Below are 13116 nucleotides of genomic sequence, written 5' to 3'. Positions count from 1 at the left end.
GGCGAAACATGATCGGTCGACTGATACTCTCCTATCCCGAAACAGCGCGCAGGGTCGGGAGCCTGCTGATCCTCGCCTTCATTGTGGCCACCCTCTATGCGCTTGGGGTGAGCCCCGTCTGGATGGGCCATCTGCTGCCCTCGTCGGCGGAATGGATCAAGGCCAATCCGGGCGTTGGCCGGCTTATCTCTGCGGTGTTGATCGCTCTGATCCTCGCTGCGAATTGGAAGGCGTTGCGCCAGCTCTCAAGGCGTCAGCAGATCGTGGCGGTCTGGGTCGAACTCTTCGCGCTGCTGATGCTATTCTTCTATTCCTTCGATCTGTCCTTCGCCTTCATCGCCAAGAAGATCGGCTTCCTCATTTCGCAGGGCGTCGTCACGACGCTCTATATCTCGGCCATATCGATCATCATCGCGACCATCATCGCGCTTGCCGGCGCGATCGCGAAATTATCCAGCAATGGTGTTATCTACGGCCTCGCGACCTTTTACACCTCGCTGTTTCGCGGCCTGCCGCTGCTCATGCAGATCTACATCATCTATCTCGGCCTGCCGCAGGTCGGTTACGTGATCGGTGCTGTGCCGGCAGGTATTCTTGCTCTGTCGCTCTGCTACGGGGCCTATATGACGGAAATTTTCCGCGCAGGCATCCAGAGCATCAATCGCGGACAGACGGAGGGTGCGACGGCGCTCGGTCTTAGCCCTGCCCAGACAATGATGCTCGTCATCCTGCCGCAGGCGATGCGGGTCATCATCCCGCCCACCGGAAACCAGTTCATCGCTATGCTGAAGGATTCCTCGCTCGTGTCCGTCGTCGGTGTCTGGGAAATCATGTATCTCGCCCGCACGCAGGGCCAGACCGAGTTCCGTCATATCGAGATGCTGATCACCGCGTCGATGATCTACTGGATCCTGTCCATCGGCCTGGAATTCGCCCAGTCTCGGATCGAAGAGCGCTTCGGACGCTTCAACGCGCGTTGAGAGGGGGCTTCAGAGCGGTTGCGGTTCCTGCGGGAACCCGCCGAAATGGGTGCAGGTCAGTGCCGCGTGGTCACGCCCGGACAGGAGGCATTCCGAAAGCGGACGTTTGGCGATGCGTGCGCCAAGGAAGCCGGCGATGAAGCTGTCGCCTGCGCCTGTCGTATCCACGACGGGCACGGCCAAGCTGCAGACCGCGACGCGTTCATGTCCGTCGCCGGCAACCGAACCGTTACTGCCACGCGTGACGACGGCAAGCCGCGCGCCATCTCCAAGCAGCTTATGCAACAGGGCATCGGCCGCGCCACGGCCGTCGCCTGCCGAGGCGAAGACGATGGAAAGACCCGCGGTGCCGAGATTGCTCGGATCTGTATTTACGGAAATATCCTGCGAGACGCTGACGCCGGCCGCTGCGAGCGCCCGCCTGAGGGCGCCGCCGTCATCCAGCCAGCCGATATGAACGTGGTCCATGGTTTTGAGAACCGCAATGTCCGCGTCGTCGGGCCTGTAGCCGGTACATGCGCCGAAATCCTCATGGACGAAGATGCGCTCGCCTGAGGGCGTGATCTCGATATCGGTATAGGCCGTTATGCCGGGGCGTTTTCGCAGATATGTGACGTCTACGCCGTTTGCCGTGAGTGTCGCGCCTGTCCTGTGTCCGGCTGCATCCTCACCGACCGCGCCGAAATATAACGATGTGTGCCCCAGCCGTGCGAGCTGTACGGCGACATTCACGGCATTGCCGCCCACGAGAGATCTAGAGAGCGGCGGGCCGAAGCGGTCGATGCAGTTATCGCCGACGACTGCGAACTTAAGGCGCGTCATGAATATTCCGGGGTAAGGCCATGAAAGTACGGGGTCTTGATCCTGCATTTCCGGCTTTTAGGTTGCGTCATGCCGTGGCTTCAATAGGCGACCCGCTTGTAATAGCGCCGGGTGGTCAGCGGATGATTGCGCATGACTTCCAGATGCGCGCTGATACGTTCGAGAACGGTTGCCAGTACGACAGGTGATACCAGCGCCCGAACCTCCGACGATAGGCCCGGCAGCGCGAAAGCAGCGGTGTCGAGCACAGTCAGCTTGTCGGTATATTGCGGCACGAAGGTGCCGACACGGTCCGCCAGTGGCCGCAGTTCGTCCTCGCCCTTGAAGAGGATAACACTGACATCCTTCTCCACCAGTTCCAGCGTGCCGTGGAAGAAATCGGAGGCGTGGACGGGACGCGTGCGTATCCACTGCATCTCTTCCAGGATGCACATGCCGTAGTAGAATGCTTCCGGCCAGACGTTCCCCGCGCCGGTGATAATGTGATAGTCCGATCCGGCGAGCACCTTCGCAAAGGCCTCGGCCTGCGGTTCGTACGCGCGCTTCACCTCCAGCAGCAATTCTGGCATGCGGTCAAGACCAGCCACGATATCGTCGTAGTTCGCGATCTCGCCGCGATACTTCAGGATCGCCAGCGCGACAAACAGGGATTGCAGGTAGAAGGATTCTGACGAGGTATCGTCCGCCGCGGCATTGACGAAGACGTGGTCGCCGCCTTCTCCGAGCGGCGTAGCCGCATTGCCGACGAGCGTGAGGACCGTCGCACCGATCTCCTTGAGCTTCGCCAGCAAGGCGACGCTTTCCTTTGTGGTGCCGGACAGTGAGGGCATGACGACGATGGACCTGTTCGTGAGATGTACAGAACCGGTAACCGCGAGTTCGGCGGGCATGTCGATGAAGGCGGGAAAGCGCGAGCGCCGTTGTAGAAGCTGCGCAGCCGGTTGCATCAGGATCGCCGCACCACCCGTGCCAAGGAAAAAGATGTTCTCCGCGCCCGCGTCGAGGCAACCGGCGACAATGGTCTCCAGGCGTTGCCGCAATGCGACGGCGCCGGACTGGATACGGAGGAATCTCTGTTCATCGAAGTTCAACATGGTGGCTCTTTTCGAGGAATGATGAAGTTGTAAGACAACTGACATCACTGATATCGTCTGTCAATACGTTCTCAAAGCGCGCAGCCGTGGTGCGGCAGAGTATCGGATGTGTACGCTAGCCTTGACCCGCCAGGATTTGTCAGACAAGAAGGGAGAAGTACAACAATCGGACGAGGCTTACGGTGGACGAACCCCTGCGCGATTCTCGCACGCTGGCCGTCCAGCTCCGCGACCGGATCGCCGACCTCATCCGTGAGGAGGGGTTGAGGCCGGGTGACAAGCTGCCGACCGAAGCCCAACTGACCCAGCGCTTCAAGATTTCCCGCCCTGCGCTGCGCGAGGCGTTGAAACTGCTTGAACAGGACGACGTGATCTATGTGGAGCATGGCCGCGGCCGTTTCGTCTCCGCGCTGTCGGCCGTGCAGGTCGACCGGCCGATAACGGTTTTCGAGAGCGTTACCGACATGGCGCGCCAATATGGCTACCGGCCGGTCAACAAGGTGCTTTCGATTGCCGAGGAGGCGCCGGACAAGCGTGTAGCAGAAAGCCTGCGGCTCGCGCCGACGGATCGGGTCATCCGGATCGAGCGTCTACGCCTTCATGACGATACGCCCATTCTCTACTGCGTCGACTACCTGCCAGGCGACATCGTTCCTGGTCCGCTCTATGACATCGAGTGGAGCGGGTCGCTCCTTGACCTGCTCGAGCGGTATAGCAACCGGCCACGCATGTCGGCGGCCAGCGTTTCGGCCGTCATGCTGCCACAGGACGTGGTGGATCGGCATGGCCTGCGCGATTTCGGCCCCGCACTTCTCATCACAGAAACCTGCTTCAACGCTGCCGGCGTGCCGGTGAACTACGCCATAGACTATCATCGTGGCAGCCATTTCTCTTTCAGCCTGACGCGCAAATAGCGCCAAGACCTTTTACATCAGAGGTGGACATGACCGACCAGACCAATCGGAAAGTAGCGCTTGTGGCCGGAGGAGCCGGCGGCATGGGGGTGACGATCGCATCGCGTCTCGTGGCCGCCGGCTATGCCGTCGCCGTCGCTGATCTCGCGTCCGAGCGTCTGACGTCCACAGTCGCTGCGCTGACGTCGCAAGGTGCCGAAGCGCTGGCCGTACCGCTTGATATCCGCAAGGTTTCCGCCTGCGCAGCCGCCGTCGAAACAGTGATCGACTGGCATGGCCGTCTGGACGTGCTGGTCAATGCGGCCGGCGTCTGGCGCGAGGGCGATGCGGTTACGATGACGGAAGACGATTGGGACATTGTTCTGGATGTCAACCTCAAGGGCGCGTTCTTCCTAATCCAGGCGGCCATCCCGCATCTCCCGGCTGGTGCGTCCATCGTCAATATCGCCTCGGATGCCGGACTGGTCGGCAATAACGGCGCCTCGATTTATTGCGCGTCCAAAGGCGGGCTCGTGCTTCTGACCAAGGCGCTTGCGCTGGAACTTGCGCCCCGGCAGATCCGCGTTAATGCCGTTTGCCCCGGCGATGTCGCCACGCCGATGATAGACTTCCAGGCCGAGCGCTATGGCGATGGCGATCCGGAGGGCTACAAGGCGAAGCTGCTTTCCAACTATCCGCAGCAGTCAGCCGCCCGCTTCATACGGCCGGACGAGATTGCGCGCATGGTGGCCTTTCTGTGCGAGGAGGGTGCGGCCCCGATCACCGGCGCGGCGCTGTCGATCGATTTCGGCGTGACGGCTGGCTACTGAGGAGAAGCCCATGCAGCGCAAGACCGCGATCATCACGGGGGCGGGCGCCGAGGACGGCATCGGTTTCGCCTGTGCGAAAAGCCTTGCGGAGGAAGGCCTCATCGTTCACCTCGTTGCCACCAGCGAACGCATCCTCCAGCGGGCCGACGAGCTTCGGGCTGCTGGCTTTTCGGCGACGGGTCATATCTGCGATCTTACCGCGAAGGCGGCGGTCGAGAACCTGCGCGGTGTGACAGGACCCGCCACCATCCTCGTCAACAATGCCGGTATGGGCAGCCTCGCACAGCCGGCATTGCAGCGTGAGTTCGTCGATCTGGAGGAGGCCGATTGGGATCGCGGCATCTCCGTCACGCTGAAAACCGCCTTCCTAGCGACCCGTATCTACCTGCCGGACATGCTGGCGGACGGCTATGGCCGCGTCGTCAATGTGGCATCGGTAACAGGGCCCTATGTCGCCAATCGCGGCGAGACCGCCTATTCCGCCGCCAAGGCCGGGATGGTGGGCATGACGCACGCGCTCGCGCTGGAAGCCGGCCCGCATGGTGTCACGATCAATGCCGTCGCGCCGGGCTGGATCGACACGGGAGCCTCTACAGAAGAAGAACGCCGCGCGGCGAAGGCAACACCCTGCGGTCGCGCAGGCCGGCCCGACGAGGTCGCCGCAGCCGTTGTCTTTCTGGCCTCGCCGAAGGCCAGCTACATCAACGGCGCAGTGCTGGTCGTAGACGGCGGAAACATCCTCCAAGAGGCAAAGACCTGACCTGCCGGGTGCGATCGACGCTTGTTGGGCCTGGAACATCAGGCGTGCCCTGTCGTTTCGGCATGATCCATGCCCCAGTGAGGAGATCCGATATGCCCCGTGGAGACAAATCCGCCTATACCGAAAAGCAGAAGCGCAAGGCTGAACATATCGAGGAAGGCTATAAGGAGCGTGGCGTTTCGGAGGATGAAGCTGAGCGCCGGGCCTGGGCAACCGTCAACAAGGATAGCGGCGGCGGCAACAAATCCGGATCTGGCCGAGGCAAGCCGGATACGAATGCTTCCGCCGAGAAAGGCGGGCGAAAGGGCGGTGCCGCATCGGCTGACCGCCCCGCATCCGAGCGGTCGGCCAGCGCGAAGAAAGCCGCCGAAACCCGCAAGGAACGGCACCATTGACGCGGTCGCGTCGTGCCGGCCTAGTCTTTCTTTCGAACGAAGCTTGCGTTGCCGAGGCCAGTGCCGATGGTGATTGCGCCCCAATGATCGACATCGGCCATGCGCGGCACTTCCGATAGGCCCTGAACGACTGCGTCGTTATGCATGATGACGAAGGTCGGGTGGTCCGCTATCTGCGGAATCGCCTTGCACAGTGCTTCCGGCAGGTTGAAATGGGTGCTTTCCCAATTCCCGCCGGGCAAATTCTGGCCGCCGCGGGCAATCGAGCCCTCGGCCGCGATAATGCCCGGGCAGCCGATGCCGATCACAGGCGCCAGCGCGATCTTGGCCTTCTTCGCCTTGGCAATCAGGTCCTCGATCATGCTGACCAGATAGGCGATGGTCGCTGTGCGTCGCGGCTCATCCTCCGCATGACGCCACAGTTCCGATTTCCATACCTTTGCCTTAGAGAAATCCGGCTTCTCATCGAGATTGAGTTTGACAATACCGGCACGGATGTTGGTGCCGCCGATATCGACGGCGATAATGGCGTCGTGACCTCGAAGCATCCAAGCGGGAATGAGATGCACCGCGCCGATGAGGCCTGCCTTGTCAGGGTGATGCTCGATCGGCAGCAGATCCACCTTCATTCTGGCCGCCTTCAGTAGAAGGCCCGTTCGTGCAATCACCATGAGGCCGGACAGGCTGTCCTTGAATCCACCGCCGACCACGATCTTTTTCACGCCCTTCCAGGGCTCTTCCTTCATGTAGCGAGTCAGGACGCCGGCCAGTTCCCGCGAAAAGTCATCGATGGCAGAAAGAACGAGTGCTGCCTTCTCCGTTTCGAGCTGCTCCAGAAATGCGTCGACATCCTTTTTGGAGAGATCGCCTGTGCGAATGTCCCCTATTGGGTCAGGCCCACCATCTCCAGCGCGCTTGCGCCATTCGTCGAGCATGTCGCGGAAGGCAGACTTGTTGGCGCGGTCGCCAATAAAGCCCTCCTTGTCACGGACCTCCAGATTGTAGCTTGCCACCGTCACCGCCGGCAGATCCTCTGCACCGTGCGCGACAGGCGCCGCGCCACCGTTGCTATCCTGCGGTTTTTTCTTTTTTGTCATGCCAGCTCCCAGCCCCGTGACGAAACGCAGAACCCAAATGCCGCCCGATGAAAGTTGTTCCAGCGCACCCCTTGCCGGGCCGGATTTACGATCTAATTGCAATGCCATGACTGAACTGGAGAAATTGCGTCCGTCGGACGCGGCCATCCGCCATCTTGTTCGCCGCATCGTCGACGAGCCCGACCGCTGGGCACTCTTCCTCGATATCGATGGCACGCTGATCGACCTCGCGGCGACCCCCGATGCCATTCAGGTGCCCCTATCGCTGAGATCGGATCTCAGCGCGGTTTCGGCCCGCCTCGGTGGCGCATTGGCGTTGGTGACGGGCCGAAGCCTTCCTTATGTCGATCGGCTCTTCGCGCCGCATCGTTTCCCGATCGCCGGGTTGCACGGCGCGCAGTTCCGTGGCGCGGATGGCAAGGTCAATGCCGTCGTGGAGACGCCGGCTTTTGCCGACATCAAGCTGCGCCTCTTGCAGCAGACGGCGTGGATGGAGGGTGTGCTGATCGAGGACAAGGGGGCTGCCGTCGCGGCCCACTACAGATTGGCTCCAGCGTATGACAAGGCGCTAGAGCAGATCATGCGTGCCTTTGCCGAGGAGGCGGGACCGGACTGGGTGTTACAACCCGGAAAGATGGTTTTCGAAATCAGACCATCGCGCGCCGACAAGGGCGAAGCGGTTGCGTCCTACCTGGAAGAACCGGTGTTTGCCGGGCGCCTGCCGATCGCGATAGGTGACGATCTGACGGACGAATCCATGTTTGCACTGGCCAATGCCCGGGGCGGAAAGTCGATCCGTGTTGGCTCGTTGTCGACCGAAACCTGCGCGCTTGCCAAGGCATCTTCTCCCTCTGCCATCCGCTCGGCACTGGCAACCATCGCGTCCACGAGTGCCGATCGAAAGGCTTCTGCGTCGTAAGCGCCGGAACCCAGACCGGTTCCGCGCCTTTCCCCGAGAACAAGGGAGAAATCGATGAAGCACAAATTGCTGGCAAACGATGCGGGTGAGCGCACCTTCATCCTTATCCTCGAGGAAGACGACGAGGCTTTTGCGTGTCTCACCGCCTTCGCGCGGCAGGAACGCATTACGGCGGCGTCCATCACGGCGATCGGCGCCTTCCGCTCGGCAACCATCGCCTTCTTCGAATTCGAGACGAAGAACTACAAGAAGATACCCGTCGAGGTGCAAACGGAGGTGCTGAGCCTGATGGGCGACGTCGCGGTCAATGAGAAGGACGAAGCGAGTCTGCATCTTCACGTCGTGCTCGGCCTGTCCGATGGCAGCACGAGGGGCGGACATTTCCTCGAAGGCCATGTGCGGCCGACATTGGAGGTGGTGGTGCGCGAAACGCCGGCGAAACTGCGCCGAAGGCACAATGCCGAACTTGGCATCGCATTGATCGATATCGATCAGGCTTGACAGAAAGGGCGGAAACAACCGTCTCCGCCCTTCCAGGCCGGTTTACTTGCCGGCGGTGTTGTATTTGGCGTCCACGTCGTTGATGGCATTGACGTTGCCGGCCGAGCGGCCGTTTTCGTCGAAGGTCTGGGCAAGGAAGGCGTCCGCGATGGTCTTTGCGACTTCCGAACCGATGACGCGTGCACCCATCGTTATGATCTGCGCATTGTTGGACAGCGCCGCGCGCTCGGCCGAATAGGTATCGTGGGTCAGCGCGGCGCGGATGCCGGGCACCTTGTTGGCGGCGATGCACACACCGATGCCGGTGCCGCAGACGAGGATAGCGCGGTCATATTCGCCCGCGATGACCGCCGAAGCGACGCGGTCGGAGAGGGTGGCGTAGAAAGCATCCGGGCCGGCTTCGGTGCGCGAGATTTCGTGCACCTCGTGGCGGTCCTTGAGGTAATCGGCGAGAACCTTGGCGAGGCCTTCGCCCGCGCTGTCACCGGCAATAGCAAGTTTCATGGTGCAACTCCTTTTCAGATGGTGGCGGCGCAACGCGCCAGGATGTCGAGATAGCCTTCAACCTTCCAGGCTGAACGGCCGATGAAAAGCCCGTCGATATTGGGGCAGGCAATCAGTTCCTCGCAGTTCTGCGGGTTGACCGAACCACCGTAGAGGCAAGGAATCCGGCGGCCGAGAATATCTTCCGCGACCTTGGCGATTTCCGCATGACGGGCATCCGCATAGTCGGCGGTCGCCGGTATGCCCTTTTCGCCGATCGCCCAGACGGGCTCATAGGCGAGCAGGATTTCCGCTTCCTTCTGTGCGCCCTGGAGCTTTCCGAGGGCGCCACGAACCTGCTGCGCCAGTACAGCGTCGGCATTGCCACTTTCCCGGTCGGCCAGCGTTTCACCGATGCAGATCAGCGGCACGAGACCATGGCGCACGGCGGCTTCCGTCTTCAGGCCAACGGCCTCGTCCGTTTCGCCGAAATGCTCGCGGCGTTCGGAATGACCAAGCTCGACCAGATCGAGATTGCAGTCCTTCAGCATGACCGGAGAGATCTCGCCGGTCCAGGCACCCTCGTCGGCCCAGTGCATATTCTGTGCGCCGACCTTGACGGAGGTTTCGGCAAGCAGCGCCTTGACCTCGCGCACGGCGGTGAAGGGCGGGATGATGAAGCGCTGGATGCGGGCATGGCGATCCTTGTCGGCAGCCTTCAGGCCCTCGGCGAAAACCTTTGCCTCGGCCAGCGTCTTGTTCATCTTCCAGCTTGTGCCGACCCAGAAGTTCCGGCCGTCGCTCATAGTGTATTCTCCCTCGTCATTGTGTGCCTCATGCGGAGCTTTGTAGCAGAAGACGGGCGGTGCGCTCGTCGGTGATCAGGCCGTGAAGCTTGTAGCTGTGCAGAACGGCCCGGATGGCTTCGGTCTTGGCCGGGCCTCCCGCAACGGCAACGATGCGATCCCGGCCGGCGTCGGTGAACGAGGCTGCAAGTGTGCGCGCCGTCACGGATGTCTCGAGGATGCGGCCCTTGCTGTCGAAGAAGTGACCGAGCAGTTCGCCAGCACCGCCAAGCGTTGCGATCTCTTCCAACTCGTCGGCGTGCAGCATACCCGATGTGACCAGGTGCGCCTGGTTGTCGACTGTGCCAATACCGACGACCTTGAGATCGGCACTGCGAGCGAGATTGAACACATCGCTGACGCCGCGCTGGGAGAGCAGAACCTCGCGGTCGTCCTCCGTATTGGCGAAAAAGGGCACAGGCATCACATAGGCTTGCCTGCCGGTCTTTGCGGCGAGCTGATGCATGACATCATAGGGATTTGTGGCGTAGTCGCGGGTAAGCCCGCCGAGAAGCGAGACAAAACGGGTATTACCCGCGTTGATGCGCGGCAGGTGGTGAACGGCCGCTGAAAGCGTACGGCCATGACCAAGACCGATCACGGCAGCCGTGCCGCTTTCGATTTCACGACGGAGAAAATCCGCGCCGGCATGCCCGAGCGCCGTCAGCGCAAGCGCGTCGTCATCGACATCGGGGGCGACCTCACAGTAATCGAGGCCGTAGCGCTCCGAAAGCGCGACCTCCAGGTTGACGCATTCGGCGATGTCGCCATCTATGCTGACCTTCACCACACCATCGGCCACAGCACGCGCAATCAGGCGGTGTGCCTTGCCCGAGGGAATGCCGAGCCGCTTGGCCACGGCGGCCTGGGTGAAGCCCCCGACATAGTGCAGCCAAGCAGCACGGACGGCGAGGGAATCTTCGTTGTCGGTCATCAATGATGTCCTGTCCTGCTGTCCGCCCGCAACGTCCCTGTCAGAGATGTCCTGACAAGCGTTCCGGGAATGGTCAGCCCACTTTGAGATCGGATGCACCGGTGTTGATATAGGGCGCCCAGAAGGCAATGCTTTCGGCAATCTGCGGGATGACCTCGCGGTCGTTCGGTTCGCGTTCCTTGAAGGAGAGTTCGAGGCAAATCTCGTTCTCGACCGCGCCACCCTCTGCAAACGCCTTCAGCAGCGGCTCCGGCTGGATACGGCCCTTGGCATTGAATGCGGCGGTGAACGGCCTGTGGCCGCCCTTATCCATCAGGCTCTGCTTGATATGGATGATGGGGGAAACCTTCGGGACTGCGCGCGCCCAGGCATAGGGATCGTAATCGTCCGGGTTTTCGGATGTGACGTCGCCATGGTCGATATCGGCCATCATCCACATGGGAACGGCCATGTCCGCCGCCGTCAGCCGATCCTGCAAGGCAAGGCAGGCTTCGATGGTCTCGCCGAATTCGCGTCCAATGCTCATTGGTTCCCAGAACACATAGGAAAGGCCGGCGTCCCTGGCGTGATCCGCGACCTCTGCCCAACAGTCGATGGCGATCTTGATCAGCTCCTCGCGACGAACCGGATCATCGTAGTCCTTGTAAGTGAAGATCGCGAACTGCGTGCCGACGGACTGGCCGCCAAGGTCACCGATGATGTCGGCGAAGGTCTTGAACCAGTCGACGTAATAGCGCCGCACTTCCGCATCCGGGTGGCCGAAATGATTGAGGCGGCCGTAAGGGCCGGTCATACCGGATGTGACACGCACGCCCGTGCGCTGGAGCGCGCGGTCCATCTGGCGCGTCAGGCGGCGGATCGTATCGGCGTTCCAGCTTGGGTTGATGAACTCATGGGTCAGCTGAAGATCGCGCAGCCGGAGATCCCTTGCGACCGTGTCGATAAGGTCGTCAGGGTCGGCGAAGCGGTTGACCAGCGGATTGGTGTTGAGCGAGAGCGTCAGCGGCATGGTCATCCTCACGCCGCTGTAAGGCGGCTGGTGCTGAACCAGTCCGCGAAGGCGGCCCGTTCGGATTCAGTCAGGTGAAGGTAGTGCTTGGTGCGACGATAGAGAATGTCCTGCGCCGTCAGCGCCCATTCCTTCTCGACGAGATAGCGGGCTTCCGCTTCATAGAGCTGCCCGCCGAAATGCCGACCGAGGCCTTCGATGCCCGTGGCACTGCCGACGACAGATTTCGTGCGCGTGCCATAGAGGCGCCCATAGTGCTGGACGAGCTTGCGCGGCATCCAGGGATAGGTGTCCCGCAGGCTGTTGGCGAAGGTCTCGTAGTCGGCGTTTGGCATGTCGCCGCCGGGCAGGGGTGCCTTCTCGGTCCAGTCCGCGCCCATATTCGGGAAAATATGTTTCAGGCGGTGCATGCCGCGCTCGGCAAGTTCGCGAAATGTCGTGATCTTGCCGCCAAACACGTTGAGCAGCGGTGCGCCGCCGGTTTCATCGAGATCGAAGACATAGTCGCGGGTGACAGCAGAGGGGTTGCCTTTGCCATCGTCGAAGAGGGGGCGCACGCCGGAGAAGGAGTGCAGCACATCTTGCCGGCGCAGCTTCTCCTTGAAGTAGCGGTTCACGGCCGTCAGCAGGTAATCGATTTCGGCCTCGTCGGCGGCGACATCCTCGGCGCGGCCTTCATAGGCGATGTCAGTGGTGCCGATCAGCGCCTTGTCGCCCTCATAGGGATTGATGAAGATGACACGCTTGTCGTGGTTCTGGACCAGATAGGCGTTCGCGCCCGCCCAGAATTTCGGAACGATGATGTGGCTTCCTTTCACGAGGCGGACATTTCGTGCGGAATTCGAGCCGGCGACGCGGTTGATGATGTCAGTGACCCACGGGCCTGCACAGTTGACGAGGCACTTTGCGCGGAAGATCCTGCTTTCACCGGTCACGCTGTTCTGCGTCGTGACCGTCCAGGCGCCGTTCTCGCGGCGGGCCGATACGGTCGGCGAGCGGGTCAGCACGACGGCGCCCTTTTCTGCGGCGCCGATGGCGTTCAGCGTAACGAGGCGGGCGTCATCCACCCAGCAATCGGAATATTCAAAGCCGCGCGTATACTGGTCGAGGATCGGCGTGCCTTCGGGATCGCGCTTCAGGTCCAGCGTGCGTGTGCCGGGCAATTTCTTGCGGCCGCCAAGATGATCGTAGAGGAAGAGGCCTAGGCGTACCAGCCAGGCCGGCCGGTCCTGCGGGCTATGCGGCAGGACGAAACGCATCGGCCAGATGATGTGCGGCGCCGCGTTGAGCAGCACTTCGCGCTCGATCAACGCCTCGCGTACCAGGCGGAACTCGTAATATTCAAGGTAGCGAAGGCCGCCATGCACCAGTTTTCCCGAGCGCGAGGATGTGCCTTCGGCAAGATCGTCCTTTTCGCTGAGTACCACGGAAAGGCCGCGTCCGGCAGCGTCGCGTGCGATGCCCGCGCCGTTGATGCCCCCGCCGATGACGAAGAGGTCAATAAGCTTTGGCTCGTTCATATCAGTCTCCTCTGGCGCCGCCGCGGCGGCACGA

At 61.6% G+C, this 13116-nt stretch carries 15 protein-coding genes; 7 read left to right on the top strand and 8 right to left on the bottom strand.

Annotated elements, in window-relative coordinates; genetic code table 11:
• Positions 1-8: 8 nt before the first annotated feature.
• Positions 9-980: an amino acid ABC transporter permease gene (locus tag MNR02_RS17980; protein WP_241949363.1), complete on the top strand. Its 972-nt coding sequence runs from the start codon at positions 9-11 to the stop codon at positions 978-980.
• Between the two features lie 9 nt (positions 981-989).
• Here MNR02_RS17980 and MNR02_RS17975 read toward each other — a convergent pair whose 3' ends face one another.
• On the bottom strand, positions 990-1802 hold the full coding sequence (locus tag MNR02_RS17975; RefSeq protein ID WP_241949362.1) for a PfkB family carbohydrate kinase: 813 nt from the start codon (positions 1800-1802) through the stop codon (positions 990-992).
• A gap of 80 nt (positions 1803-1882) precedes the next feature.
• Entirely contained in the window at positions 1883-2896 is a 1014-nt protein-coding gene (locus MNR02_RS17970; protein WP_241949361.1) for an SIS domain-containing protein, read from the bottom strand.
• Between the two features lie 182 nt (positions 2897-3078).
• Here MNR02_RS17970 and MNR02_RS17965 point away from each other — a divergent pair, with 182 nt between their 5' ends.
• From MNR02_RS17965 to MNR02_RS17950, 4 genes are all read left to right on the top strand, one after another.
• Entirely contained in the window at positions 3079-3810 is a 732-nt protein-coding gene (locus tag MNR02_RS17965) for a GntR family transcriptional regulator (RefSeq protein ID WP_241949360.1), read from the top strand.
• Between the two features lie 29 nt (positions 3811-3839).
• A complete protein-coding gene (locus MNR02_RS17960) occupies positions 3840-4619 on the top strand; it encodes an SDR family NAD(P)-dependent oxidoreductase (RefSeq protein ID WP_241949359.1) in 780 nt (259 codons plus the stop codon).
• 10 nt (positions 4620-4629) lie between these two features.
• Positions 4630-5379: an SDR family NAD(P)-dependent oxidoreductase gene (locus tag MNR02_RS17955; protein ID WP_241949358.1), complete on the top strand. Its 750-nt coding sequence runs from the start codon at positions 4630-4632 to the stop codon at positions 5377-5379.
• A gap of 92 nt (positions 5380-5471) precedes the next feature.
• A complete protein-coding gene (locus MNR02_RS17950; protein ID WP_241601310.1) occupies positions 5472-5774 on the top strand; it encodes a plasmid stabilization protein in 303 nt (100 codons plus the stop codon).
• 20 nt (positions 5775-5794) lie between these two features.
• On the opposite strand, the gene MNR02_RS17945 is transcribed toward MNR02_RS17950, so the two are convergent.
• Positions 5795-6871, bottom strand: a complete 1077-nt coding sequence (locus tag MNR02_RS17945) for an ROK family protein (RefSeq protein WP_241949357.1) — start codon at positions 6869-6871, stop codon at positions 5795-5797.
• Between the two features lie 106 nt (positions 6872-6977).
• Here MNR02_RS17945 and otsB point away from each other — a divergent pair, with 106 nt between their 5' ends.
• Both otsB and MNR02_RS17935 read left to right on the top strand, forming a co-directional pair.
• Positions 6978-7790 carry a trehalose-phosphatase gene (gene otsB / locus MNR02_RS17940; protein WP_241949592.1) on the top strand — a complete coding sequence of 271 codons (813 nt, stop codon included), beginning with the start codon at positions 6978-6980 and terminating at the stop codon, positions 7788-7790.
• Between the two features lie 54 nt (positions 7791-7844).
• On the top strand, positions 7845-8291 hold the full coding sequence (locus MNR02_RS17935; protein ID WP_241949356.1) for a PPC domain-containing DNA-binding protein: 447 nt from the start codon (positions 7845-7847) through the stop codon (positions 8289-8291).
• 42 nt (positions 8292-8333) lie between these two features.
• On the opposite strand, the gene MNR02_RS17930 is transcribed toward MNR02_RS17935, so the two are convergent.
• The 5 genes from MNR02_RS17930 to MNR02_RS17910 all read right to left on the bottom strand — a co-directional run bounded on the left by MNR02_RS17930 (position 8334) and on the right by MNR02_RS17910 (position 13082).
• Positions 8334-8795, bottom strand: coding sequence for an RpiB/LacA/LacB family sugar-phosphate isomerase (locus tag MNR02_RS17930; protein WP_241949355.1), 462 nt, complete (start codon positions 8793-8795; stop codon positions 8334-8336).
• Between the two features lie 14 nt (positions 8796-8809).
• The gene (locus MNR02_RS17925) at positions 8810-9580 is read right to left on the bottom strand and encodes a triose-phosphate isomerase (protein WP_241601305.1); all 771 of its coding nucleotides are present in this window, start codon (positions 9578-9580) and stop codon (positions 8810-8812) included.
• A gap of 28 nt (positions 9581-9608) precedes the next feature.
• Positions 9609-10553 (bottom strand): sugar-binding transcriptional regulator, encoded by a 945-nt coding sequence (locus MNR02_RS17920; protein ID WP_241949354.1) that lies wholly within the window; start codon positions 10551-10553, stop codon positions 9609-9611.
• 73 nt (positions 10554-10626) lie between these two features.
• Complete coding sequence (locus MNR02_RS17915) at positions 10627-11562, bottom strand: sugar phosphate isomerase/epimerase (protein ID WP_241601575.1); 936 nt, start codon at positions 11560-11562, stop codon at positions 10627-10629.
• An 8-nt stretch (positions 11563-11570) separates the two neighbouring features.
• Positions 11571-13082 carry a glycerol-3-phosphate dehydrogenase gene (locus MNR02_RS17910; RefSeq protein ID WP_241949353.1) on the bottom strand — a complete coding sequence of 504 codons (1512 nt, stop codon included), beginning with the start codon at positions 13080-13082 and terminating at the stop codon, positions 11571-11573.
• Between the last annotated feature and the right edge of the window lie 34 nt (positions 13083-13116).

The sequence above is a fragment of the Shinella sp. H4-D48 genome, assembly GCF_022637395.1.
GTDB classification, from domain to species: Bacteria; Pseudomonadota; Alphaproteobacteria; order Rhizobiales; family Rhizobiaceae; genus Shinella; species Shinella sedimenti.
Note: the sequence above shows the minus strand (reverse complement) of the source record. Positions and strands in the feature narration are given on the sequence as shown.